This is a genomic window from Pseudoprevotella muciniphila (assembly GCF_003265305.2).
In the GTDB taxonomy this organism is placed as follows: Bacteria; Bacteroidota; Bacteroidia; order Bacteroidales; family Bacteroidaceae; genus Alloprevotella; species Alloprevotella muciniphila.
Genome location: NZ_CP033459.1, coordinates 1,333,333 through 1,358,834, shown reverse-complemented (window position 1 = coordinate 1,358,834; position 25,502 = coordinate 1,333,333). Strand labels below are relative to the sequence as shown.

Here is a 25,502-nt window from a genome sequence, read left to right as displayed (position 1 = left end):
ATTTTTTATAAATTCAACATCCATGGGCGCACTATTTCGTTTTTTTTGAGATAAGTTGCGGTTTTGAAAAGTAGAGGTTAAAAATTGAGGTAAAAATTTTTTTAGTGAAAAAATAGTTTGTACTTTTGCTATCTTGAATAACTATGTTTAATAGAAATAAGTAAAACCAGTTAAATATCAAGAACTTATGAAAGCAAAAAGATTACTTTTGGGACTTTTGCTCGGCAGTATGTTTATGGGTGGTATGGCACAGCCGCCCAAGTATAACGTTGACCGTTCGAAATATCCCGATTATGATGACACCTTCCGTCCGAATTGGTCGGTAATGGTGGATGGAAACAAGGCTCGTGGTCTGAAGGACGAGATTGTTCTCCCTGATCATTGGAACAACGGCGAAACAATGTATTTCCCGACAGTGTTCAATCAGGCGGGTGGCTCTTGTGGTCCGTCATCTCGCATTGGCTATATGCTGACGCACGAACTTAACGCTCATCGTCATGTAAGCGGTAAGTTGAATGAAAACCGTCTTTGCCCTAATTTCGTCTATCCGTTCTCATACAACGGCTCTTCGAAGGACCAGATGGCTGTAGCTACGGGTGTGCCTAACATTCCCACATACGGCGGTTTCCCGTATAGTTCAATCTATGGTTTCGAGGAGGCATTAGTTAAGTCCGGTGCTACAGGTGACGGTGGGTGGATGCAAGGTTATGACAGATGGTATGCTGCCATGAAGAATCGTTTGAAGCATACCAGTAACTTCCCCACCAGTACGGCCACTCCAGAGGGTATGCTCGCTGTAAAGCGGTGGCTCTACAACCACAATGGTGACGAGAGTTTTGCAACCGGTGGTATCCTCGGTTTGGGTTGTGGCATCAGCGGTGCCGGTACAGGAACAATAGCCAACACAAAGGCTAATGCTGCTGCCGGCGTGGTAGGAAAGCAATATCTGACTCATATGGGAGAGTCGGTTGACCATGCTATTACTCTTGTCGGATGGGACGACCGCATTGAGTTCGACCTTGATGGCAACGGCAAATACGGTGAAGAAAATAATGCTCTCAATCAGAACGAGACCGGCGCATGGATTTTCGTCAATTCCTGGGGTTCCGGCTGGGGCAACGGTGGTTTCATGTATTATCCGTATGCCACGGCAGGTGCCGTGAATCATCCCATTGAACTGAACGGCAAGACTGTCTATAGCAGCGGCGAAGGCTGGTGGCCGGAAATCTACACTATCCGCAAGAATTATGAACCGAAACGTGTCATCAAATTGAAGATGACTTATACACAGCGCTCTTCTATGAGTCTTAGCGGTGGTGTCTCTAACGACCTTAATGCCACTTCACCGAAAGACCGTACAGCGTTTGTTCACTTCAACTATCAGGGCTATCCGGGTGATGACCCACAACCTATGGTTCCGATGTTGGGCTGCTGGGCAGATAACCAGTTGCACTACGAGCCGATGGAGTTCGGTTATGACTTGACTGACGTAAGTGAGAATTATGACTTAAATCAGCCTTTGAAATACTTCTTCATTGTAAACACAAAGAACAATGCAGAAGGAACGGGTGCTGTATATGAGGCTTCAATTATGGATTACACGCTCGATCCCAATGGTATTGAAACACCTTTCGTATTAGAGACGGACAGTGTGAATATCCCTGGCGGTGGCAAGCAGGTAATAATGAGTGTAGTTGTTAATGGTACAGGTGCTGTAGCGCCCACCAACCTGTCGATTACGGGAAATGGTCTGACATGGGATGCTCCGCAAGGAACCGGTCAGACACCTGTAAAATATTATGTTTATAAAGGCGATCAGGAAATAGGACAAACTACGACCACAGAACTGGCTACGGCAATAGAAACAGGTGTGCTTTATACCGTAAAAGCGCTCTATAACATTGACGGACATGATGTGATGTCAACAGAGAGCAAGGCAGCAGTCAGAACAAGGGTGGAAGACAATGCCGTTGACAATTATGTAGGTACATTCAATAATGGTGGCTTTGCCATACCCGACGTGTTTGCAAATGGTCTTTCAACAGGTACCATTGAGTTCCGCATTAAGCCATCTACAATTAAGAACTATAATCAGCAGATTGGTCCTAACTGGGGACAGTTCCTGGCTCATGCAAATTCTGACGGCTCCATGGCCTGGGGTTGGAATACCGGTTCTGAACGTGGTTCTACATCAAACGTCTTGACAGTAGGATCTTGGAAACATATTGCCATCGTTGTAGATGGGAAAACCATGACATTCTACGTTAATGGCGTTCAGAAAGGCACTTTCACTTCAAGCAGTTACAGCGGCTTTCCCAGCACGAGTTCTTTCGAATTCGGTTCACATAGTGGTTCAAACAATGCTCTCTACGGACAAATCGATGAAGTGCGTATTTGGAACGTAGCACGTACAAGGAATGAGCTTCTTACAGCATATCAGTACCCTCTCCTTAACCCGAGTCAGTATGCGGGTCTTCTGGCTTACTACAAGATGGATACCATCGAGGAAAATGGCGAAACGAAGTTCCGCGACTGTGTAGGAGGCCATCATGCCTCGTTCATTACCTCCAATGGTACAGTAGCTTCTGATTGGACAAGCGACACAGGTTTCCGTACATCACCACCGAAACTTCGTGCCAAGATAAATGCTGTTGAGAACGCTGCAGTGGGTATTCCTGTAACCTTCACCGATGTGAGTGCCATCACTGCCGTAAGCAAGACATGGACCATTGATGGTAAGACATACAATGTGGCAAGCCCCGTTGTTACTTTCCTGACTTCAGGTGAAAAGACTGCAATTCTTACTGTTGCTGATATACAAGGAGTAACGGCTGCCGACACTCTCGTATTCGAGGTAGGTGCGGGAGAAACACCATCTGCAGAATTCAGAATGTCAGCCGGGCAAATCAATGGAAGCGATCGTCTGAGTCTTATAAGTGACAACACTGTTCCAGGCTGCTCATACCTTTGGGAAATGGAAGGAGCCGATAATCCGGTGGCAACAACGTCAACTACTGCTGTAACATATTCTGCTGCAGGTACGTACGACGTAAAACTGACTGTTACAGGTCCCGACGGAACTAAGTATAGTAGCACAAAGAAAGTAACAGTGTCGCCTTCTGCACCTGTGGCGAAGTTCAGTATCTATCCAAGCATCATCGTTAAGGGTGAATCCGCCACATTGACTGACGAGAGTAGTTATGATCCAACGAGCGCTTGTTGGCGTTTTGTATCCGACCAACTCAAGACGGCTGCGATGGGTCTGAATACTACTATCTCACCAAGCGAGCCAGGTGTTTATAACCTCAATTATTCGGCAATGAATGAATATGGTGTGGGTACAACGTCTGCAAACAGAGTACTTACGGTATGTAATGCAGACTCTAAGAATGGTCTTTTCTTCACAGGTAATCAGAAACTGACCGCTCCTGCACCAGCCGACGTTACAGAGGCATGGACCATTGAATTCTGGTTCAATCCTAATGGTACAGTGAGCGACAACTCATTAGGTATCAATGGTGGTGCGAATGATTACAGCATTACGAGCGCTGCTAACGGAACAGTAACGACCACAGTGAATGGTGAAACATCTAATTCTGCATCCGGATACCTCACGACAGGATGGCACCATTATGCCATCTGCTTCTTCAGAGGAAATATCTTCTATTATCGCGACGGTAATCTCATAAACAATGAGAAATTAGCAACTGTTACGGATATTAGCAGTTATTGGAATGCCCTGGTATTGGGTGGTGAAGCCACGCCAATGACTGGTACCATCGATGAACTCCGTGTATGGAACAAGCGTTTGGGGCAGTCTCGCATCCAGATTTACAGCAACTCGCCGATTCTTGACGTGATGTCATCGCTCGATGAGGGTGCTTTGAAACTTTATTACGATTTCAATCAGAGTAGCGGTGATGCCATCGATCGTAGTGGCAACAACCTGACAGGTGTTCGTACAGGCTTCGGTCCTGATGGCGATGCATGGGTTGACACAAAGGGTGTGTTCTCGCTCAACTTTGGAACGTCTCAGGTGTTTGAACCACTCGGAGATAAGATAGACAACAGCAAGCGTGGAAGAGTAATAGCATGGTCTGACCAAGAGACGTCGAGAGAGAATTCTCCTGCTTCTAATGTACTCGACGGCAACGTCAATTCCTTCTGGCACTCACAATATTCAACGTCAACGGGCTATCCACACAGTGTTACCATCGAACGTTCCGACCTGATCGACGTCGAGAGTTTGGTATTCGAATATCTGCCCGCTCGCGGAACGAACTACCGTGCTTCGAAGGTAACTGTAGAACAGTCTGACGACAATGAGAATTGGGAAATCGTGGAAGAAAACCTCAACCTGACAGATGAGGAAAAAACTGGCGCCATCCTTACTTCTCCGATAACGAAGAAGTATGTGCGCATCACGTTCCCCACAGGCTATGGTTCATTCCTCGCCTTGAGCGAAATTTACTTCTACGGCGGACTTATCGCAACCGACATCAACACCGTTTCTGCCGGAAATGTAACTGTTGACGAAAACGCATGGTATGACCTGCAAGGCCGCAGAGTGAGCAAGCCAGGTAAGGGACTCTACATCAAGGGAGGCAAGAAAGTTTATGTAAAATAAACAGACCGCAGGTTATAAATAACAACCAATTTGTCAAGGGAGACACTTCACCCGATTTTGTGGGTAGGAGTGTCTCCTTTCTTTGTAAATTGTCATATATAGTTTGAAATGTGCAACTTACACACCTGTCAAAACACATATTCTTCAATAATTTTTAAATAATTATTGAAAAATAATTAACTTTGCAAAACTTAATTAAGCTATAATTGTCTGGCCGTTTTGACGAGACGCTTTAGAATAAACTGAACATACTCACATGCGTAAAGTTTTAGTAACCGGTGGTGCCGGTTTTATAGGTTCAAACCTCTGTGAACATTTACTTAAGAATGGCGACCAAGTGGTGTGTCTTGACAATTTTGCAACGGGACATATCGAAAATCTCTTACCGCTGATAGAAGCCTATCCCGACAGATTCACGCTCATAGTGGGCGACATCCGTAATATGGACGACTGCCGCAAGGCGGTTGAGGGTATGGACTATGTGCTCCACGAGGCAGCACTCGGCTCTGTGCCGCGCTCCATCAACGACCCCATCACGACCAACAGTGTGAACATAGGCGGCTTTCTCAATATGCTCGTGGCAGCACGCGACGCAGGAGTGAAGCGCTTCGTCTTCGCAGCAAGCAGTTCTACCTACGGCGACAGCAAGTCGCTCCCAAAGGTGGAAGACGTTATCGGCAAGCCCCTCTCGCCATACGCCATTACCAAGTATGTCGATGAACTCTATGCCGACGTGTTTGCTAAGACATACGGCACGGAATACATTGGCTTGCGCTACTTCAATGTGTTCGGACGCCGCCAGGACCCCAACGGGGCATACGCAGCAGTGATACCGCTCTTCGTCAAGAAATTCATGAACCACGAAGCGCCGAACATCAACGGCGATGGCGAATATAGCCGCGACTTCACCTACATCGACAACGTGGTGCAGATGAACATGCTCGCCATTTCTACAGAAAACCCCGAAGCAGTGAACCAAATCTACAACACCGCATTCGGAGAACGCACCACACTCAACCAACTCGTGTCCTATCTCCGTGAATTCCTCTCTGAGTTCGACCCTGAAATAGGGAAGATAGAACCCACCCACGGTCCAAACCGCGCTGGCGACATTCCGCATTCACTGGCATGTATCGACAAGGCACGCCAACTCATGGGCTACGACCCCAAATACAGCATGAGGGAGGGCCTCAGGGAGGCTGTACGCTGGTATTGGGAAAATCTCTGAAAACAAAACAAGAAAAAACAAATATAATGGAAAAGACTAAAATTTGTGTCATCGGTCTTGGCTATGTAGGCCTGCCGCTTGCACGACTTTTTTCAACAAAGTATGAAACAGTGGGCTTCGATATGAATCAGGCTCGTGTGGATGCCCTTATGAAAGGACACGATGCCACGCTCGAAGTGGCAGACGACCTCCTGCAGGATGCCATCAACAACCATGGCTTCATCTGCACCACCGACCTCGAAAAAATACGCGACTGCAATTTCTATGTAGTGGCAGTGCCCACACCGGTAGATGAAAACAACAATCCCGACCTCACACCGCTCTACGGCGCAAGCACCACGGTGGGCAAGGTCATCTCTAAGGGCGACATCGTGGTATATGAGAGCACGGTCTATCCAGGCGTAACGGAAGACGAGTGTATCCCCGTGGTGGAGAAAGTCAGCGGTCTGAAAATGAATGTGGACTTCTACGCCGGCTACAGCCCCGAACGCATCAACCCGGGCGACAAGAAGCACACAGTGGAGCACATCAAGAAAGTTACCTCCGGTTCCACACCCGAAATCGGCAAGAAGGTTAACGAAGTCTATGCATCGGTTATTACCGCAGGAACGCATCTGGCACCGACCATGAAGGTGGCTGAGGCTGCAAAGGTGATAGAAAACTCGCAGCGCGACATCAACATTGCCTTTGTCAACGAACTCTCCAAAATCTTCAACAAGATGGGCATTGATACGACAGACGTGCTCGAAGCAGCCAGCACCAAGTGGAACTTCCTGCCCTTCAAGCCAGGTCTCGTCGGCGGACACTGCATCGGTGTTGACCCATACTACCTCGCACAGTGCGCACAGCGCTATGGCTACAATCCGGAAATCATACTCGCCGGTCGCCGCATGAACGACAGTATGGGTGAATATGTGGCAAGCGAAACTGTGAAGCACATGCTCAAGAAGGGTATTCAGGTGCTCAACTCGGAAATCGTTATCCTTGGCTTCACATTCAAGGAAAACTGCCCCGACGTGCGCAACACGAAGGTTATCGACATCTACAAAGCCCTCCAAGAGTACAACCTGAACATCACCGTTTACGACCCATGGGCTGTACCAGCCATCGTAGAGCACGAATACGGCATCAAGGTAACGAACCAACTGCCCGAAGGTAAATTCGATGCAGCCATTCTCGCTGTGGCACACAGCAAGTTCGACGACCTCGACGTGAAGGCGCTCGTGAAGGAAAATCATGTGATTTTCGACGTCAAGAGTTTCTTGCCCAAGGAAATCGTGGACGGCAGACTGTAAGAAATACTCTGCAAGACATAAGACACAGCGACCTCCGCTACATATAAATAAGGTGTAGCGGAGGTCGTCTTTTTATTCGCGTAGTCATCAAGCGAAGCGAAGATATAATTTGCTTCAAAAGTCTGCGGTAATGCCTTCGTGTTAAATCCGTGTCGTTAGCGTCCTGAAAGTCGCCTATATGACACACTAACCTTGCAGCAACTGCTCGCCGTGGATTTTCGTCTTGATCTGCTTGGGACCATAAATCTTTTCCACGATGCCTTCCTCGTTGATGATGAAGGTGGTGCGCACGGTGCCCATGTATTTCCTGCCACACATCGACTTCTCTTGCCACACCCCGAATGCTTCCACGAGTGTGTGGTCTGTATCGGCGATGATGGGGAAGGGTAGTTCGTGCTTTTCTATGAATTTCTGATGCGATTTCTCGTCCTGCACACTCACACCGACAATGGCATAGCCGGCAGCCTGCAGGGCGGCATAGTTGTCGCGTATGCTGCAAGCCTCAGCGGTGCAGCCGGGGGTGTTGTCCTTCGGATAGAAATAGAGGGCGAGTTTTCTGCCCTTGAAGTCGCTTACGCGTATTTCTTCGCCCTTTTCGTTGCGTCCCAGAATATCGGGTGCTTTGTCTCCTGTTTGCATAATGTTTTTGTGTTGTGCCTTGTGGCGGTTTAACGGCTTATTTATCACTATGTGCAAATTTACCACAATTTTACCTACGAACCTCGAAAAAATGCCCAGAAGAGATGGATTTACTTTTTTTTTATTAAATTTGCACTAATATCACTCGTGAATTAACAACTTTCTACTAAACCCTTTAAAACGTCAAAACCATGAAAAAAATGTTATTGGCTCTGTTGGCGGTTATGATGTTCGGAATGCCCGTTGTTACATCAGCCGAAACCAATAGTCAGGATGAAGTGATGCAGGTTCCTAACCGTAAGTATCGTAAGAGTAAATATCGCCGTGCACGTCGTCCGTTGCCACCGCCACCGGCACGTCGTAAGGTAAGTGTTCGTCCTCAGGAATACCGTAAAGGACAACCTCTTCCCCAGCATGGCGTATATGGCGCACCTGTCAACCGCGGTTCATGCGTTGACAAAGTGTCAAAGAAGCGCAGAAGATAAGCAAGGACAATCAAAGCATAAAAAAAACCACCGATCTCGGTGGTTTTTTATTTTAGAAAGAGGGCTCGCCTCAGGGCTTTGTCCAACTGCCGTCGGTCCAACTGTTGTCATCTTTCGGTGCGAAGTCGAAACCGTCTTGGTTGGTGTCGCCGATGCCTTCGCCGCTGTTATCCTTAGGGATGGTTGTGGCGATGACGTTCTCGTGGCGCATTTCGAAAATCGCTGTAGCAGGAGTGATATAAGTCTTTTTCATTGTTTTTGTTTGTTTTTTTTGGAATTTTCCGGTTTTCCGGAAATTCCGGCGATACCGGAACTCCCGGAAAATCCGGTTTGATTTACTTAATCACTTTCTTACCATTGATGATGTAAACACCCTTCTGAGCGTTGTTCACGCGGCGTCCCTGGAGGTCGTAGATGGCTCCGTTTTCAGCACCGGTCGTGATACCGTTGATGCCTGTTACATCGTCACCAAGACCGCCGAAGAGGAATTCAAGTCCGCGGGTAGGTGTGCCTTCGGGCAGGTATGAACGGTTCTCAGGTACTGTAAGGCCATTTATCTGATAGAACTTAGCCTCTGTGTCGCCTTTCTTGTATGCAAGGATGTAACCACCGTTCACTATGGTGCCTTGGCCTGCTACGAGGAGGTTACCTACAGGTGCTTCAACTGCGCTTGCTACGGGCAGGAGAGGCACTTTAGCACCCTTCACACCGCTGATGAGATAACCCTGACCGGCTGCAATCTTACCTGAAGCAATCGTATCGAGGTGTGCGCCTGCTGCGAGGTCTTCTGTAATGGTGAATACGCCGATGGAAGTAGGCAACTGTGCATCTGTTGCGTTAGCAAAACCTTGTATTACTTCTTCGCCTTCAGCCACACCTGTGGGAGCAATCAGTGTGATTTCTTCAATGTTTTGTGGAATGATGTACCATGAAGAAGCAGAGTTGGCACTACCTGACCAGTTAGTCAAATTGCCATTAATACCTTGACCATTGTTGTGACCTGCAGCGTGGATAGGTGTAGTAATGCCATCCAAGAGGATGTTTTGCTGTCCACCGCCGAGAGCCGTGAGTGTGAATGCCTTGGCCGCATTGATGTCGGAAGAAACAGAACCATCAGCAGCAGTCAGATAAACACCTGCCATTGGGTTATAGAATACGTTATCGCCGTTGTCGTTGGCAACTACTTGGAATACCTGATATTCAGGTGATGCATCCATGTTTTTCCATTTCACAGAACCTGTAGAAGCAGAGTAGTACCATGCTTTATATTCACCTTGGTTTGTGTAGAAGCCCGAGAATGCACTGCGTACGATGTAGTATGCACCGGGAGTGATATCTATAAAGTTGGCTTCAAGTTCAGCCTTGAATGTCTGATAGTTTGCCTTTGTAGGATTAGCCTTCAGTGCTTCGTAATCCACGCGAAGTGCAGCGGTATCAGCAGAAGCGAGGGCACCTACGAAGTCTGTTGTATGGAAGTAGTCTTCCAGTTTGTTGATGAGGTTTGCAAGATGAGTTGCTTCAGGTATAGCCACGAGGCAAGAACCTACTTCACCGTCAGCATAATCGCTGAGCCATGTGCTGACATAATCACCGCGGAGATTGATATAGGCATTCGTGTTTGGAATGTTGAGGTTGAAACCATTAGCCTGGTTTGAGTTAGGCTTGATGGTGAAGAGCGTCGGAGTACTGCTGAATGTGGCAACACTGTTATCTGATTCAGAGCCTACGTTCATGTAGCCGAAGTCCTTGTTGTAAACGGTCACGCCATTGAACTCATCACCGCCGAACGTCCAGAGGTATTCGTCTGTGATGTCGTATTGAGAAGTCGATAAGGCAATATTGCCGTGAGCATATTTTTCACGGAGCGTCATTGCGTATGTCGGTGCCTCGCTGCTTGTCGGGTCGGCTGCCAATGTGAATGGCAGAGAAGAAGTGTAGGTTACATTCACAGTCTGATCGTCGGCAGTTGCTGTAATCGTTGCGGGATCGTAACCTGTTACGTAAGGTACATCACCGATGGCTTCTGCTACGTCAACAGCGCGTCCTGCTGCAACGTTTTCAACGGTTACGGTCTTGACAGTCTGTCCGTCTTTAACAACGTTGATGGTCACGTTCGACATTTCCTGTGTTACGTTGATGGTCAGTGTGCCACCTGCTGCGCCGAGGGCTGCAAGGGCTTCTGCAACTGTGGCTGAGCCGTTGTAATCGAGGATGGAGAAGTCTTGCGCTACAAGGGCAATTGTAGCATCGCTGGAGATGTAGTAAGTTTGTGTGAAGTCAGAGATGGTGTCGCCACCTACGATGATGTTGCCAGCCGTTGCGTCAGAGAGCGCGAACGTTACAGGGTAGAGTTGTGTCAGCGAGTTGTTATTACCTGATGTGTGTGCGTAAGGTTTTGCGCTGGCGCGGTCAATCCAGTAGCCGTAATCAACATTCTTCCATTTGAAAGTCGTTGCATTGTTGTAAACGGGAGCAAAGAGCGATGGAGTAGCTTCCATTGCCATATAACCAGCCGCTGCTGTGCGGCCGCCGAGATACTGGCTTGTCTTGTCGTTTTTGAGAGAGAAACCGTTTATGATGTTACCCTCGATTTGCCATACGTGGTCAACTGTAACAGGCTTTGTCAGGTTGATAGAGTAACCGTTCGGGTTTACTGCTGCGCCATTCTCGTCAACATGGATGTATGAAGGATTGTTTCCAACTGCTGTCTGCCATGCGTAGTATGCACCATTCGCCACTGGTAATGCCGCCGTTGGAGTTACGGTAAGCGTTACGGTTTGACCATCATCGGCTGTGGTGAGCGTGTGGCTTGTAGAAGTGGCGTACTGAGTAGAGATGCCTAAGAAGTCCATAGCAGAAATGGTTGTGCCTTCGGGCTTCGTAACACTGCTGAATGTCTTGGTTACAGTGCCGTCAGTAATTTCAAGATTGAAATTAATATCGCGAACAAGCGCACCGAGTTCAACAGGATAGAGTTTCCATACGTTGTTACCGCCACTGCTTGTCTGGCCGTTATCCCAGAAAGCGACGGTTTCACCAGCTCCGTTGTTGTCCACTTTTCTGCCGTATGTCGTGCCATTGGTTGTTTCATTAATAGCCCAACCTGTGGAGTTACCACTTGTCTGTGTAGCATTGTATACAAGGAACGCAGTGGAATTTGTAGCGTTTGCGTACAAATGGGCACCGTTTCCGCTTCCTGTGCCGTACCAGAAGTTGCCTGTTCCGAACTGGATTTTGTAGCCATTGCCTTCACCCGTGCTAAAGAAGCGGATTAAGTACTTCTTAATGTCGTTGGCAGGAGTGTTGGTTACCAAGAGAGTGTTTGCCGTAACAGATGTTTGAGCACGCTTTATGTTGTTTCCTGTTCCATTGTCGTATGCGGGAGATTCGCCGTTACGAATCTGGGTGAGCACATACCATTGACCTTCTACAATAGGATCTGTCGTTGTAGCAACTGACGTATTGGTTACATAGAGATCCGTGAAGTCAACGGCGTATTTTGCTTCGACGTAGTTGACCTTGATTGTTGTGCCGTTGACGGTAACTGTGGCTTTGTAGCCGGTTACTTCATTGGCGGTGAAATCAGAAGCAGAAATGTCGTCGCTCGTAGAGAAAGTGCTTCCGTTAGTATAGTTGGTGCCTTGATATTGAACACCGGCATTTGCATCGTTTGTGCCTGTCACTGCAATGGTGTAAGTGATGGAGACAGCTGCCTTGTATATTACCCACTGGCTTTCTGTGGGGAAACTGGAGCTATTTATATCACCGCCATTACGATAAATCAGATTACCTGATGTACCGTTGTACTTAATGGCTGTCTTGTTACCAATTTGACTTACTACCTGATGACCGGAGAGTGTGTAATAGGCACCGCTTTCTCGAACACTGATGCGTTGGTAAACTCCCGATGAATTAAGCGGACATTCGGGACCAACACCACCGAAGTAGTTGTTACTGCCCTTAACCTGAACATAATATCTGATGTTTCCGTCAGATCCTGCACCCTCGTTTTGGATGTACCAGAGACCGGCATCGCCAGTCAGGCTGGTTTCGTCCACCCATTGGTAGGCGCCGGTGCTACCACTCAAAAACTTGGCAGCCCCATTGTTGTAGAGGTAATAATAACCGGTTGTAATCTCTGCGCTGGAAACCTGCGTAGAGCCGTTTGGTCCGGTTTGACCCCACATGCCGACAACTGCTGTCAGCAAGAATGTCAAAAGAAATGTAATCTTTTTCATTGTTGTGGATTTAGTTAGTTAATAATGTTGATTAGTTAATTAAAAAGTTTAAATATGAATCTTCTTCATGTTTTTGTGCTACTCCTGTCTGATCGTCTATTCGTTGTGAGTAAGTACGAAATTGTTGCAAATTTACACATTTTAATTTAAATATAAAGAGAAAAAACGTAAAAAGTTTTAATATGGTCCAAAATGCACCAATAAAAGAAAATGAAGACTGGCAAACAACTATCCGTGTTGATACGGTTTTATTGCAGGAGCATGTTGTTACTTTTTTATCATTCAAAATGTTGCAAAAAAGAAGACATTTCCTTATTTTTGCAAAAAATTATAAATAAAGGAAAAGACAAACAAACTAATTAGGTATGTTCTATTAATTATGTTGAGACGTTTTACCGGTTCGTTTTCAGTAGGTTGCCTTCTTGAATGAGGGAGCGTAGCGGGCTACGTGACCGAGTGAAAAAGAGCAAGATACGGAAACAAAACGTAAAACGGCCAACATGGAACATATCTGAAGTATACAAACAATAATCAGAATTAATAGAACATACCATTAAACTTATGAGGAAAATTTTTACAGTTATTTTTGCATTATCAGCCTTTTTGTCAGTAGGCTCATTAGATGCCTATGCTGACACTGCGCAGGTAGAAAGCACCAAAAAAGGAGATGCCAACAATGACGGTGTGGTTAATGTGAGTGACGTTGTAGCCGCAGTAAACTATATCCTCGGCATCAATTCAGCAGATTTCGTGCTGACTAATGCGGATATGGATGGCGACAACACCATCAGTGTGAGCGACCTTGTTGCTATGGTGAACATCATTCTCAATGGCGAAGAAACGGAGCCCGGTGGTGGTGATATTCAGAATCCCGGTACCAAAAGTTGAAAAAACAGTTAAGTTATGATAAGAAAATTTCTTTTGACCTTATTATGCAGTGCGGTTATCTTTGGTCTTGAAGCACAAACCATCTCACGCACAGCCGCCCGCAAGAAGGCGACACAGTTCCTTGAGTCGAAAGGGCACAGCGCATCACTGAAAGATGCAGGAAACTTGAAAGATGCAGGCGAAGTGGCACCATATTATATCTTCAACGTGAAGAACAATGGCGGTTTCGTCATTGTCAGTGGCGACGAACGTCTCGAAGAAATTGTGGGCTATTCCGACCAGGGCAATCTCTCCGGCGACATACCTGAAGCCTTGCAGGAAGTCCTTGATGGTTATGCCGCTTTCGTGGAAAGTCTTGGCGAAGCCGCTTCGACGGACGACGCCACCACAACGGCAAATGCACCGAAACTGATGGCAGTAACAGAAACGGCAAAGAAATCCATCTCACCCTTGATAACTACAAAATGGGGACAAACTGCGCCATACAACAACCTTTGTCCTAAATACTATTATTCCAATGGTACGCAGAGCAGCACAAATGCCGTTACGGGTTGTGTGGCTACAGCGATGGCTCAGTTGCTCAACTATTGGAAAACTCCAAATGCCACCACTTCGGCTATCCCGGAATTGACCAACACCTATAATGGCAGTCAGGACGTAACGCTACCCGCTGTTCCGGCAGGTACGGCGATAGATTGGGCAAATATGCAGGACACGTATTCGAGCAGCGCTACAGGTGCCGGTGCAACGGCTGTGGCACAGTTGATGCTCTATTGCGGGCAGTCGGTGAATATGTCTTATGCTAATTCTTCGGGAGCATCTTCGGAGAGAGTGCCCGGTGCTCTCGTGAATTATTTCGGATTTGATGCCAGCACAACTTTTCATAACGCGTCAAACTTTTCCATTGCAAAATGGGAGAATCTTGTTTATGGTGAACTCGCTGCAGGCAGACCTGTTTACCTTTCAGGTCAATCAGATGGTGGCGGTCATGCCTTTATATGCGACGGCTACGACGGCGAAGGCCTGTACCACATCAACTGGGGATGGAAAGGAAGTTGCGACGGGTATTTCAGGCTCGTAACGCTACGCCCTAATAGCAATGCCGGTACCGGTGCCAGTAGTTCTTCCGACGGGTATTCCATGTCGCGTGGCGGTATTTTAGGAATGCGTCCTGCAGGAGTAGGTACGGTGCCTTCGTATGAAAGCGACATTGATGCATCAACTTCAGGGCTGCGACTGACAACAAAAGACATGGTGGTGAATAACAACCGCATTGCTTACAGCATCTACAACGAAACAGGCGGACAGCGCGAATTTGACATCGCATTCGGTATCTATGACCAAACGACAGGTGCTATAGAAATGATAGGGCAGTATGCTTACAGCAATCTCAGAAACAATGTGAGCATAGGTGTAAATTCATATTATCCGTCATCCTATATTTCATCAGGGGGCTATTCGTTGAGCAATCTTTCTTCAAGAGCCAACGGCACCTATTGGGTGATTCCGGTCAGCCGCGTATCAGGTACGGAAAACTGGCTGTGGAACGAAGGCAACTATTATCTGCCTGTAACCGTGAACAACGGATCGGTTACCTATTCAAGTCCGCAAGTACATGTGGTGTCTTTGCCTATCACCGTTTCTTCTTTGAGAGACATGAGTGCTGCATACGTGAATATCGAACAGGAACTGAAGGTCAGCATTGACAACTCAAGCGATAAGGAATATTCAGGTACGATTTATCTCTTTGCCAGCACTACTGCTGAAAAAGGCAATCCCGTAAACCGAACAGGTATAGCAATAAAGGGCAACAGTTCTGATGAATTTGAACTGTTCTTCACCCCAACATCAGCAGCCACTTACAACATTTGGATTACGGCAGACGCCAATGGAGAAAATGTGTTGTACACCACTCAAATCTCCATTTCTGAAAACAAGAGCGACTATTCTGCCCTTACGGTTTCCTACAACGTGCCGTCAACGGCATACAATGGCGTGGTGAAAGGCACTATGACGGTAACGAATAACAGTACAGAAGTCTTCGTAAGTCCGCTCGTGTTGTTGTATCTTTATCCGGATGGCGGTTATCTCAACAGTTTTGACAACACTTCTCTGGAAGACGTCAACATAGCGCCGGGTGGCTCGCAGACGTTTAACGTAGATTATACAGTCACAGACTATAATGCTATTTATCTCTATCTTTACAGTACAACGACCGGTTTTATTGGTACAAACAGTTCTGCAATCAATATCGTTTCCGGCAGGAATATCTATGGTTTCGACGGCACGTTGACACAAGGAGCGTTCACTTCTTCCTACACCGTGCCGGCATCTGCTGCCGCAGTTGACCTGCGAGGCAACGGCACAGTCAGCGTGAATGCAACCAATGCCAATCCAAACTGTCTCTTCTACATAAAATCGACAGATAACGTGACAGGCTTGAATGGTAAGAACGTGATTATTGACGGTACTGCTGCAAATATCACGCTGACCGATGGCCAGCCGTTCTATGCACCAGAAACGTTTACGGCAACCAACATCAGTTATACACGCACCCCGCTGCTTGGCACTAACGGCGTAGGAGGATGGGAAACACTCGTACTCCCGTTTGCTGCAACAAGTGTAAGCAAGGTGGCAGATAATACGGAAACCGCTTTGGAATGGTTCAAGAGCGAATCAGAAACAGGAAAGAACCTCTGGATTAAGAAATTCGTAGGTATCGACGATAACGACAGTGTTTACTTCGACTTTGTGCAGGAACTTGAAGCCAATCAGCCATACATCATTGCTGTTCCGGGCAACAGATGGGGTAGCAAATGGAATCTGCAGAACGTACCTCTCAAATTTGCTGCACAAAATGCGCAAGTAGAAGGTAATTCCTTGGCACAGGCCTACACTTCTTTATATTGCTACAAGGGTTGCTACTACAACACAACGCCTTCCAATGCCTATGCCATCGATGCTGAAGGTGCCAACTTTGTGCTTGCTGCAACGGCATCAGTATCGCCTTTCCGAGCCTTCTTCGACGGAGAAATGGTAGGCAGCGGTGCTCCGAAACTCTGCATCGCTAACGGCAGTGGTACTACAACAGCTATTGCCACTATAGCGACAGACCGGCAAAGCGCAGAAGACAATGTTGTTTACAATATCAGCGGTCAGCGTGTCAATGCCGGTTCAGCACTGCCAAAGGGCGTTTATATCAAGAATGGAAAGAAATTTGTCGTGAAGTAAAAGCGATAATAATATCATTGGCGAAAAGACGAATGGCATGACCATTTGTTTTTTCGCTTTTTAAATGGAAATGGAACTGAAAGACAAATCCTGGACAGTAATTGAGACGGAATATCTGTTTCGTCGTCCGTGGCTTACAGCGAGGAGGGATAAACTCCTTTTACCAAATGGGAAAATACATCCGGAGTATTATGTGCTGGAATACCCCGATTGGGTAAACGTTATTGCTGTTACGAAGGATGACGATTTCGTTCTTGTCCGTCAATATCGTTATGGTATCAGGCAGACATGCTTCGAACTTGTGGCAGGTGTGGTAGAGCAAGGCGAAGCACCCCTCGATGCTGCAAAGCGGGAACTGTTGGAAGAAACAGGCTTTGGCGGAGGCAGATGGACAGAACTGATGAGTATAGCCCCAAATGCCAGCGCGATGACAAATCTGTCTTATAGTTTTCTGGCTGTAGATGTAGAGAAAATCGATGCTCAGCATCTTGACGAGACAGAGGACATCGATGTGTTTCTTTATCCCAAGGAAAAGGTGTACGACATGCTCTCGCGTGGCGAGTTTCGGCAGGCGCTCATGGTGGCACCGCTTTGGAAATACTTTTCAGGCAGAATGTAGAAGACCATATTTTTAGATTCCTGTTTTTAAAAATAACAAGTATTAAAGTATTATTATGGAAAAGAAGATAGTCAACGTGCAAGGCATGAAGTGCGCCCATTGCAAGGCGAGTGTGGAGGCTGCTCTTATGGCGATTGGCGGTGTGAGTGCTGCTGAAGCCGACCTTGAGAAGAAGCAGGTGTCGGTGGAATGTGCCGACGAAGTGAGCCAGGATGCCATCGTGGATGCCATCGAAGGTGCAGGACGCTTCTATGTGGAATAAATCCCTGACTCAAATTTCTGAAGTTATCGCTACGCTCGAAGTTAACGAAGTTATCGAAGTTAACGACGATACTTTGTACCGATAAATAAATCAGCATAAGGTAATGTCGTTAACTTCGAGCAAAGCGATAACTTCAATAACTTCAATAACTTCAAAGGACTAACTTCGTTAACTTCAAAGAGAAGCCCCCATGCACCAAATCTTCCCAGTCTCCGGTATGGCGTGTTCTGCCTGTTCCGCCAATGTGGAGCGCAGGCTGAATGCGCTCAACGGTATTTCTTATGCCGCAGTGAACCTCGTGGGCCGCACTGCCACAGTGGACTATGACCCTGCTGTCATCACACCGGAGGAGATGAAAACCGCCGTGAGCGACATAGGCTACGACATGGTGATAGAGGCGGACCGCTCTGCAGAACAGATAGAGGCACAGGCATACCGCCGTCTGAAGCGGCTGATGATTATCGCATGGACGTTTGCAGCGGTGGTAATGTGTACTTCCATGCTTCCTGCATTTGTGAGTAACGCAACAATGGCGAACTGGATGTGCCTTGTTTTTGCTTTGGCTTGCATTGTGGTCTGCGGTAGGCAGTTCTATGTCTCTGCCTTGCGACAGTTGCGCCATTTCTCAGCCAACATGGACGTACTCGTGGCAATGTCCACCTTTGTGGCGTTCTGCTTCAGCGCGTTCAACACCATTTGGGGCGAGCGCGTGTGGGGAGCGCGCGGTATGGAGTGGCATACGTATTTCGATGCCGTAACGATGATTATCGCCTTTGTCCTTACAGGGCGACTGTTGGAAGAGAAGGCAAAGGATGCCACGTCCGCCAGCATCCGCCTGTTGATGGGACTTTCGCCAAAGACGGCACGCCTGGCAGAAGGTGGGGTGCTCGTACCCATTTCCACCATTGAGAAGGGCGACTTGCTCGAAGTGCGTGCCGGTGAGAAGATACCCGTTGACGGCAAAGTGGTCGAAGCAGAGAGTTTCATGACCGAAGATGCCGTGTATGTGGACGAGAGCATGATATCGGGCGAGCCCACCCCGGTTGCCAAGCGCAAGGGCGACAGGGTGCTTGCAGGCACCATACCTTCACAGGGCAGGCTGCACCTTCGTGCACAGGAAGTGGGGGAAGGCACAACGCTCGCACACATCATCCGCATGGTGGAAGAGGCACAGAACTCCAAGGCTCCCGTGCAACGCATAGTGGATAAGGCTGCACTCGTCTTTGTGCCCGTCGTCATCGGTATCACGCTGCTCACGTTCCTCCTCTGGTGGGGCATCGGCGGACAGGCGGTCCTGCCGCGTGCCATACTTTCTGCCGTGTCGGTGCTCGTCATAGCATGCCCCTGTGCCATGGGGCTTGCCACACCTACTGCCCTCATGGTGGGCATAGGCAAGGCGGCAGAGCGGCAGGTGCTCGTGAAAGATGCTGCGGCGTTGGAACTGCTGAGGAAGGTGGATGCTGTGGTAATAGACAAGACAGGCACACTGACCATTCCCAACCAGAACGTTGACTTTACGAAAGCCGATAATCTGCCCCTCGAAGCGCGCGAGTCGCTCAAACCCCATGCAGCCGAGGCAATGCGGCAGTTGCAGGAAGCAGGCGTGGAAGTGTATATGATGAGCGGCGACAAGGAAGACGCCGCAAGATATTGGGCAGAGAAGGCAGGTGTGGCGCACTATAGCAGTCAGGTCCTGCCGCAGGATAAGGAAAAAATGGTCAGCGAACTGCAGAGTCAGGGCAAGGTGGTGGCTATGGTGGGCGACGGCATCAACGACACGCAGGCTCTCGCACGTGCAGACGTCAGCATCGCCATGGGGCGGGGCACGGACGTGGCGATGGACGTGGCACAGGTTACGCTCATGACCGACGACCTGCGTAGCATACCTGCCGCCGTATCACTGTCGAGGCGCACGGTCAGCATGATTCGCCAGAACCTCTTCTGGGCTTTCATCTACAACATTGTCTGCATACCGCTCGCAGCCGGCGCACTCTGTGCCTTCGGCATAGATCTGCAGATAACACCCATGTGGGCTGCAGCGCTGATGGCACTCTCCAGCCTCTCCGTCGTGGCAAATAGCCTGAGACTGAGATAGTTGACAGTCGTGAGATAGTTGAGAGTGGAAATAATGTATGAGCTCCGGCTTACTGATGCTGTAGTGGAGTGTGTCGAGGATAGTTGAGAGTGGAAATAACGTATGAGCTCCAGAGGAGCGATACAGCATAGGCAGGGGTGAAATGAACGGAGCGGAGCGGAGTGAATGGAACCCCTGTTATGATGACAACGTCAATTGGAGCTCCGGCGGAGCGATACAGAATGGAGCAAAAAGTGGTGATTACTTTTCTGTGCCGCCCATACCGGGCTCACATTTCTGTGCCGCCCATACCGGGCTCACATTCTCTCACTGCATATAACAGGGGTTTCAGTCGCTTTGCTCCTTTCACCCCTGCCTATGCTGTATCGCTCCGCCGGAGCTCATACGTAAATATTACTCTCCACTATCCACTGTATTCAGTCCATGACAGCCCCTTGTATGGTACTGCTGGCTTCTGCAGCCATTTCTTCTATGGTTCGTGTGTCATTTTTGGCATCGAGAGCCTGTTCGCCCTCCTTGCTCTTAGCAATGCCTTCCTGATAGCCCCGGCGGTAGTTGTCTGTGTATGTCTTTTGCTCTTGCGGCGACTTTTGTGGTCCTTTGTCATCGTTTTTCCCGCTCGACAGCCGCGACTTGCCGTCTGCCATGCCGCTGCGATAGCCGTCCTCAAGCCCCATGGTCTCGGGAGTGCGCGAATCGTTGTGGAGTGTGGAGTCGGGTATGGAAGAAGAGACGAAGGGTATGCTGTCTGTATCGGTCTCTTCCACGTCGGGAATGGCTATCGGTGCATTCTCGGCAGAAGATTTGTCAGCAGCAGTATGTCTCGAATTGGCTGCATACTTTGCAGGCAGTATGAAGAGCAGCAGGACGGCGCCTACACCTATGATGAGGAATATCTTCTTTTTCTTGTCGTTATCTTGTTGCGTCATGGCATTTGCTTTGCGGATAGGTTGCTGTATTTATACATGGAGTCGCACGCGGTCGCAGGCATCCATTCTCAGGAAGATGAATAGCAGGATGGTAAATCCCCATAGCGAGGAACCGCCGTAACTGAAGAACGGCAATGGTATGCCGATGACTGGTGTCAGGCCCATCACCATGCCCACATTGATGAAGACGTGGAAGAACAATATGCTCAACACGCAGTAGCCATAGACTCGCCCGAAGATGGTGCTTTGTCGTTCTGCCAGCCATATCAGTCGAAGTATCAGCGCCAGGAACAGACTGAGCACCGCTGCCGAACCGATGAAGCCTTGCTCTTCGCCCACTGTGCAGAAAATGAAGTCGGTGTCCTGCTCGGGCACATATTTCAGTTTGGTCTGAGTGCCGTTCATGAAGCCTTTCCCGTGCAGGCCGCCCGAACCGATGGCTATCTTGCTCTGATGCACATTGTAGCCCGCGCCGGTTACACTCGAGTCGATGCCGAGAAGCACATTGATGCGCTGCTGCTGGTGCTCCTGAAGCACGTTGTTCAGCGCGAAGTCGGAGGCATAGAGGAAGCATACCGACCCTATGGCAAAGACGGCAATGAGGTGGTAGGCGCGTTTGTGGAGTGTAAGTCCCTGCCAAAGCAGATAGAATATCATCATAACGAGAATGATGATCTGCACGATACTCACATCGAAGGGCTTCACTATCCACGAGAAGAGATAAGCCGCTATTGAGCAGCCCACACCATATATTAAGGGCTTACGCAGCCTTTCGCGCGGCAGGTAGGTGTGGATAAACCCTATGGTGAAAAAGAATATCAGTACGAGCACAACGTATTCGCCCACAGAGGCAGTAGTGGCGGGCATGATGTCGTTGGCATAGCGCAGACCCACCACAAAATAAAGCACCGCGGCGAACACACAGAATAGCACACTGCCATACATGCCTTCGCGGTAGAACACAAGGAAGAAAGCGAGGTAAACCAACGCAGAACCCGTTTCGCGCTGCATGACGATGAGCACCATCGGGAGCATAACGAGCCCCACCGCCCTGAGAAGGTCTTTACGTTTGCCTAAAGAGAAACCGAACTGACTGAACATTTTTGCCACAGCGAGAGAGGTGGCACATTTCGCAAATTCTGCCGGCTGAAGGCTAACGGGGCCTAATTTTATCCACGAGAGCGACCCCTTGGTGTTGGTAGCCAATAAGGGCGTGATAAGCAGCAGCAACATCATCGACACATATAGGAAGGCTGCCAGCATGTCGAAGTATTTCTCGTCAATCATGAGGAGGCAGAAACCTAATCCGAACGAGCATATAATCCAAACCAACTGCTTGCCTGATCGGCTCGACCAACTGAAAATGTCGGTATCGCCGAATTCATGGCTCGCACCGCACACGCTGAGCCATCCGAACACGATAAGTGTCAGATAGAGCAACAGGACGAGCCAGTCAACCGAGAATGTCGACTTACGTGCGGTGAGTGTTTGCAGTGGTGTGCTCATTGTTCTGTCCGTTGGTGGGATGAGTTGTTAGTTTTGTTTTCTGCGCTTGTTCTCGCGGGCGGCTTTCTTCTGGCGTTCTTTCTCGCGCTCGCGCCTCATGCTCTGTGCGGAATAGTCGATGCGCTTGTGCTGTATCTCGGAGGCTTGCGACTTCGATTCGGACGAGAGTTCGCCGTTGAGATACTGTTCCATGATGAGTTTCCCGATAGGCACACCGAATACAGCCCCGAATCCGCCATTCTCTACATATACCGCCACGGCGATTTTCGGCTCGTTCATCGGTGCAAATCCCATAAATGCCGAGTGGTCCTTGCCGTGGTTCTGTGCCGTACCGGTCTTGCCGCATACCTCGATGCCGGGTATGGCAGCGTTGACGCAGGTGCCTTTCATCACGGCGCTACGCATACCAGCCACAATGTAGCGGTAGTAGCCTGCATCGATGGTGGTGTTGCGCTTTTCGCTGAATTTGGGGTCGATGCGTCCGCCTGCCACTTCCTTCACCACGTGGGGCGTGTAGAAATAGCCGCGATTGGCTATCGTTGCTGCCAGGTTGGCTATCTGTAGCGGTGTGGCTGTTACCTCTCCCTGTCCGATGGAGATGGATATGACGCTCAGCGGTCCCCATTTCTTCAGGTATTTGTCGTAGTACTGCGCATTAGGAATCATGCCTCGCTTTTCGCCGGGCAGGTCGATGCCAAGACGGTAGCCATAGCCCATGGAGACGAGGTGGTCCTTCCAGCGTGTCATCGCTTCGTCCTGAGAGGTGAAATGCTCGCGGTCCTTAAACATGCGGTAGAGGTTCCAGCAGAAGAAGGCGTTGCACGATGTGCCGAGCGCGGGCACGAGGCTTAGCGGCGCGGGATGGCTGTGGCAGTTCAGATGAAGCCCTTTCATCTCAAAACCATGGTTGCAGGAGAAGGAGGTGTTGGGCGTGATGATGTGTTCTTGCAGACCTATCAGTCCTTGTGTGGGTTTGAACGTCGATCCCGGGGGATAGGCACCCATGATGGCTCTGTTGAACATCGGACGCATGGAGTCCTTGGTCAGTTCCTGCACATATTTGCCGCGTTCCCGTCCCACCATGCGCTGTGGGTCGAATGTGGGCGATGATGCCATGCAGAGCACTTCACCGGTTTGGGGTTCTATGGCAACTATGGCGCCGAGTTTGTTCTGAAGCAGACGTTCTGCCAACTCCTGCAACTTGATGTCGATGGTCAGTTTGATGTCCTTTCCGGGCACAGGCTTCGTGTCGTAGAGCCCGTCCTTATAGCGGCCGAGGGTACGGCCACGCACATCGCGCATCATGAGTTGTACGCCTTTCTCGCCGCGCAGTTCCTTTTCGTACGAACGCTCAACGCCCAACTTGCCGATGAGGTCGCCGTTCTGATAGTAGAAGTCCTCGCGGATGTCGTTCTCGCTCGCTTCGCCCACATCGCCGAGGATGTGTGCACCAACGCTGCCGGCATAGTGGCGCATGGAGCGGCGCTCAACGTAGAAGCCCTTGAAGCGGAACAGTTTTTCGCGGAGCACGGAGATGTCCTCAGGCTTGATTTGTGTCATGAACACCTGTGGCTTGTAGCGAGAGTAGGAAGGGTTCTTCTTGTCGTCCTTAATATCAAGCATCTTGTTGATGTAGTCCTGCTTCGTGATGCCGAGGGTCTTGCAGAATTCGAGTGTGTCCACACCATGCTGCTCCATCATGTTGACCATGATGTTGTAGGACGATTCGTCGTAAACCAGCAGGGAGTCGTTGCGGTCGCGTATCTGACCGCGGGAAGGGAACAACACGTCGCGCCGCACAGCATTCGAATCGGCAGACTGCTTGTAGGTGTTGTCGAGCATCTGCAAGGCAAAAAGCCGGATGACGTAAATGGCGATGATGCAGATTGCAATACCGCCTATTACATACTTTCGATTCGTGAATTTCAGCGTGTTTGGCATTCGCAGGTGTTGTTAAGGGGCTTTCTTCTTGCTTGTGCCGTTCTTCAGGAATTCTATGCCGCAGACGAAAACCACAGTAATTAAGGTGCTTAGGAGTGTGCTGAGCAATAAGAAACCGATGTTGAAGAACGAGAAGGATTCTATCAGATAATAAGCAAAAGTGTTGACCAATGCCATAGCCACAGTGAAGCGGATGAACGGCAGCCATTCCATTGTCCTCGATGATGGCTCGAAAGGCTCCTCAAAGGCATAGCCCGAAGGTGCGAAGAGTTTGAGCAGCCAAGGGGTGCAGAAACCGGTGATGCATACCGCTGAAGCGCCCACACCGGGGGTGTTCGTGAAGAGGTCGATTAGGAAACCCATGGCAAAACCGAGCGCCACGTAAATCCAATGACGTGTGTTGCTGGGGAGCATCATGAAGAAGAAGATGTACGTCATGGGGGTGGCATATCCGAAGATGTGGATATGGTTGAAGAGGATGACTTGCAGGAAATACAGCAAGAAAAACCACTTGACGCGATATAATACGGTTTTAATCATACTGTTTCTTTCTTCATGGCTTTAGGGTTTCTTTTCTTCTGCCGACCCGTCTATGATGGCTGCATGATTGCGCAGGGTGTCAACTTCTGCCCTGAACGACGAGGCGATGACATTAACGTTGCGCAGGTTGGCAAAGTCGATGCCCAGATTGACGATGAGGCGGTAGGACTGACCATCGGGGGCATCGTCAATGCGTGTAACCCTGCCGATGAAGATGCCCGGTGGGAAAATCTCGGAGTAGCCGTTTGTCTCTATGCAGTCGCCCACTTTCACGTCGGCATAGCGAGGAATGTCGTCCACGTAGCCGTAGAGTTTCTTGCCGCCGTCCCAGCCCAGGTAGCCGAAATAGTCCTTGCCGCGAATACGGCAACTGATGCTCGATTTTCTGTTTACTACAGGTATCACCAGCGAATAGCGCTCTCCTACGAGGCTGACAATGCCTATCACGCCGCCGCCCGACACCACGCCATAATATTCCTTGATGCCGTCGCGCTCGCCTTTGTCGATGATGATGTAGTTGTTCAGGTCGTCGGAATTGCTGTTCGACACAACGAGGGCGGGGATGAGCCTGTATTTGTTGAGCGTGTTGAGCACCTCGCGCTCTGTGGCTGCCGTGTCGCGCTTGGCGGCTGCCAGTTCCCGACGCAGCACGCTGTTTTCCATCTGAAGACGGGTGATGGAGTCGGTCAGCGAGGCATTGGTGCCTTTAAGTTTGGAATAGGCTTCCATGTCGCCATACAGGCGGTCAACTGTGGCCACGGCAGAATTGGCAGATGTCAGTGCCACACTGCCCTGATAGTCGTTGAAACTGAACAACATGAACATGCTCACTGCCTGCAAGAGGACAAAGAGGAATACGTAGTTGTACTTATGGAATAACTCAATCAGATTTCTCATCGTGCATTTTTACTGGATGTGCCTGCTTAGGCAGCACGGTCAGTGGAGAGAGAGGAATGTCTTCTTTTTTTGTTATTTGAGG

At 49.1% G+C, this 25,502-nt stretch carries 17 protein-coding genes; 9 read left to right on the top strand and 8 right to left on the bottom strand.

Going from position 1 to position 25,502, the window contains the following annotated elements; genetic code table 11:
• Positions 1–187: 187 nt before the first annotated feature.
• The 3 genes from C7Y71_RS05500 (at position 188) to C7Y71_RS05490 (ending at position 7,150) form a co-directional block, all read left to right on the top strand.
• Positions 188–4,627 carry a LamG-like jellyroll fold domain-containing protein gene (locus C7Y71_RS05500; protein WP_111897383.1) on the top strand — a complete coding sequence of 1,480 codons (4,440 nt, stop codon included), beginning with the start codon at positions 188–190 and terminating at the stop codon, positions 4,625–4,627.
• Between the two features lie 256 nt (positions 4,628–4,883).
• Positions 4,884–5,855 (top strand): SDR family oxidoreductase, encoded by a 972-nt coding sequence (locus C7Y71_RS05495; RefSeq protein ID WP_111897382.1) that lies wholly within the window; start codon positions 4,884–4,886, stop codon positions 5,853–5,855.
• A 26-nt stretch (positions 5,856–5,881) separates the two neighbouring features.
• The gene (locus C7Y71_RS05490; protein ID WP_111897381.1) at positions 5,882–7,150 is read left to right on the top strand and encodes a nucleotide sugar dehydrogenase; all 1,269 of its coding nucleotides are present in this window, start codon (positions 5,882–5,884) and stop codon (positions 7,148–7,150) included.
• Positions 7,151–7,336: 186 nt separating this feature from the next.
• Here the strand turns inward: C7Y71_RS05490 and bcp are convergent, their stop codons facing one another.
• Positions 7,337–7,789 (bottom strand): thioredoxin-dependent thiol peroxidase, encoded by a 453-nt coding sequence (gene bcp / locus C7Y71_RS05485; protein ID WP_111897446.1) that lies wholly within the window; start codon positions 7,787–7,789, stop codon positions 7,337–7,339.
• A 191-nt stretch (positions 7,790–7,980) separates the two neighbouring features.
• Between bcp and C7Y71_RS05480 the strand changes: the two genes are divergently transcribed.
• On the top strand, positions 7,981–8,274 hold the full coding sequence (locus C7Y71_RS05480; protein ID WP_146739321.1) for a hypothetical protein: 294 nt from the start codon (positions 7,981–7,983) through the stop codon (positions 8,272–8,274).
• A gap of 70 nt (positions 8,275–8,344) precedes the next feature.
• Here C7Y71_RS05480 and C7Y71_RS05475 read toward each other — a convergent pair whose 3' ends face one another.
• Together C7Y71_RS05475 and C7Y71_RS05470 are read right to left on the bottom strand one after the other, a co-directional pair.
• Positions 8,345–8,527, bottom strand: coding sequence for a hypothetical protein (locus C7Y71_RS05475; protein WP_146739320.1), 183 nt, complete (start codon positions 8,525–8,527; stop codon positions 8,345–8,347).
• A gap of 82 nt (positions 8,528–8,609) precedes the next feature.
• Complete coding sequence (locus tag C7Y71_RS05470) at positions 8,610–12,512, bottom strand: hypothetical protein (RefSeq protein WP_111897379.1); 3,903 nt, start codon at positions 12,510–12,512, stop codon at positions 8,610–8,612.
• A 561-nt stretch (positions 12,513–13,073) separates the two neighbouring features.
• On the opposite strand from C7Y71_RS05470, the gene C7Y71_RS05465 reads away from it, so the two are divergent.
• The 5 genes from C7Y71_RS05465 to C7Y71_RS05445 all read left to right on the top strand — a co-directional run bounded on the left by C7Y71_RS05465 (position 13,074) and on the right by C7Y71_RS05445 (position 19,607).
• The gene (locus tag C7Y71_RS05465; RefSeq protein WP_146739319.1) at positions 13,074–13,400 is read left to right on the top strand and encodes a dockerin type I repeat-containing protein; all 327 of its coding nucleotides are present in this window, start codon (positions 13,074–13,076) and stop codon (positions 13,398–13,400) included.
• Positions 13,401–13,415: 15 nt separating this feature from the next.
• Entirely contained in the window at positions 13,416–16,631 is a 3,216-nt protein-coding gene (locus C7Y71_RS05460) for a C10 family peptidase (RefSeq protein WP_111897377.1), read from the top strand.
• Between the two features lie 70 nt (positions 16,632–16,701).
• Complete coding sequence (locus tag C7Y71_RS05455; protein WP_111897445.1) at positions 16,702–17,250, top strand: NUDIX hydrolase; 549 nt, start codon at positions 16,702–16,704, stop codon at positions 17,248–17,250.
• Positions 17,251–17,305: 55 nt separating this feature from the next.
• Complete coding sequence (locus tag C7Y71_RS05450) at positions 17,306–17,512, top strand: heavy-metal-associated domain-containing protein (RefSeq protein ID WP_111897376.1); 207 nt, start codon at positions 17,306–17,308, stop codon at positions 17,510–17,512.
• Between the two features lie 190 nt (positions 17,513–17,702).
• A complete protein-coding gene (locus tag C7Y71_RS05445) occupies positions 17,703–19,607 on the top strand; it encodes a heavy metal translocating P-type ATPase (protein ID WP_111897375.1) in 1,905 nt (634 codons plus the stop codon).
• Positions 19,608–20,023: 416 nt separating this feature from the next.
• On the opposite strand, the gene C7Y71_RS05440 is transcribed toward C7Y71_RS05445, so the two are convergent.
• The 5 genes from C7Y71_RS05440 to mreC are packed head-to-tail and all read right to left on the bottom strand — an operon-like array spanning position 20,024 to position 25,420.
• A complete protein-coding gene (locus C7Y71_RS05440; RefSeq protein ID WP_111897374.1) occupies positions 20,024–20,536 on the bottom strand; it encodes a hypothetical protein in 513 nt (170 codons plus the stop codon).
• Between the two features lie 30 nt (positions 20,537–20,566).
• Entirely contained in the window at positions 20,567–22,042 is a 1,476-nt protein-coding gene (rodA, locus tag C7Y71_RS05435) for a rod shape-determining protein RodA (RefSeq protein WP_111897373.1), read from the bottom strand.
• Between the two features lie 27 nt (positions 22,043–22,069).
• Positions 22,070–23,983, bottom strand: coding sequence for a penicillin-binding protein 2 (gene mrdA, locus C7Y71_RS05430; RefSeq protein ID WP_111897372.1), 1,914 nt, complete (start codon positions 23,981–23,983; stop codon positions 22,070–22,072).
• A gap of 12 nt (positions 23,984–23,995) precedes the next feature.
• Positions 23,996–24,523, bottom strand: a complete 528-nt coding sequence (locus C7Y71_RS05425) for a rod shape-determining protein MreD (protein WP_146739318.1) — start codon at positions 24,521–24,523, stop codon at positions 23,996–23,998.
• A 21-nt stretch (positions 24,524–24,544) separates the two neighbouring features.
• Positions 24,545–25,420 (bottom strand): rod shape-determining protein MreC, encoded by an 876-nt coding sequence (mreC, locus tag C7Y71_RS05420; RefSeq protein ID WP_111897370.1) that lies wholly within the window; start codon positions 25,418–25,420, stop codon positions 24,545–24,547.
• Between the last annotated feature and the right edge of the window lie 82 nt (positions 25,421–25,502).

Coding starts and splice junctions, on each gene's coding strand:
- rodA (WP_111897373.1), bottom strand. CDS start 22,042: ATGAGCACACCACTGCAAACACTCACCGCACGTAAGTCGACATTCTCG.
- C7Y71_RS05500 (WP_111897383.1), top strand. CDS start 188: ATGAAAGCAAAAAGATTACTTTTGGGACTTTTGCTCGGCAGTATGTTT.
- C7Y71_RS05455 (WP_111897445.1), top strand. CDS start 16,702: ATGGAACTGAAAGACAAATCCTGGACAGTAATTGAGACGGAATATCTG.
- C7Y71_RS05460 (WP_111897377.1), top strand. CDS start 13,416: ATGATAAGAAAATTTCTTTTGACCTTATTATGCAGTGCGGTTATCTTT.
- C7Y71_RS05440 (WP_111897374.1), bottom strand. CDS start 20,536: ATGACGCAACAAGATAACGACAAGAAAAAGAAGATATTCCTCATCATA.
- C7Y71_RS05475 (WP_146739320.1), bottom strand. CDS start 8,527: ATGAAAAAGACTTATATCACTCCTGCTACAGCGATTTTCGAAATGCGC.
- C7Y71_RS05445 (WP_111897375.1), top strand. CDS start 17,703: ATGCACCAAATCTTCCCAGTCTCCGGTATGGCGTGTTCTGCCTGTTCC.
- C7Y71_RS05425 (WP_146739318.1), bottom strand. CDS start 24,523: ATGATTAAAACCGTATTATATCGCGTCAAGTGGTTTTTCTTGCTGTAT.
- mrdA (WP_111897372.1), bottom strand. CDS start 23,983: ATGCCAAACACGCTGAAATTCACGAATCGAAAGTATGTAATAGGCGGT.
- C7Y71_RS05480 (WP_146739321.1), top strand. CDS start 7,981: ATGAAAAAAATGTTATTGGCTCTGTTGGCGGTTATGATGTTCGGAATG.
- mreC (WP_111897370.1), bottom strand. CDS start 25,420: ATGAGAAATCTGATTGAGTTATTCCATAAGTACAACTACGTATTCCTC.
- C7Y71_RS05495 (WP_111897382.1), top strand. CDS start 4,884: ATGCGTAAAGTTTTAGTAACCGGTGGTGCCGGTTTTATAGGTTCAAAC.
- C7Y71_RS05465 (WP_146739319.1), top strand. CDS start 13,074: ATGAGGAAAATTTTTACAGTTATTTTTGCATTATCAGCCTTTTTGTCA.
- bcp (WP_111897446.1), bottom strand. CDS start 7,789: ATGCAAACAGGAGACAAAGCACCCGATATTCTGGGACGCAACGAAAAG.
- C7Y71_RS05450 (WP_111897376.1), top strand. CDS start 17,306: ATGGAAAAGAAGATAGTCAACGTGCAAGGCATGAAGTGCGCCCATTGC.
- C7Y71_RS05490 (WP_111897381.1), top strand. CDS start 5,882: ATGGAAAAGACTAAAATTTGTGTCATCGGTCTTGGCTATGTAGGCCTG.
- C7Y71_RS05470 (WP_111897379.1), bottom strand. CDS start 12,512: ATGAAAAAGATTACATTTCTTTTGACATTCTTGCTGACAGCAGTTGTC.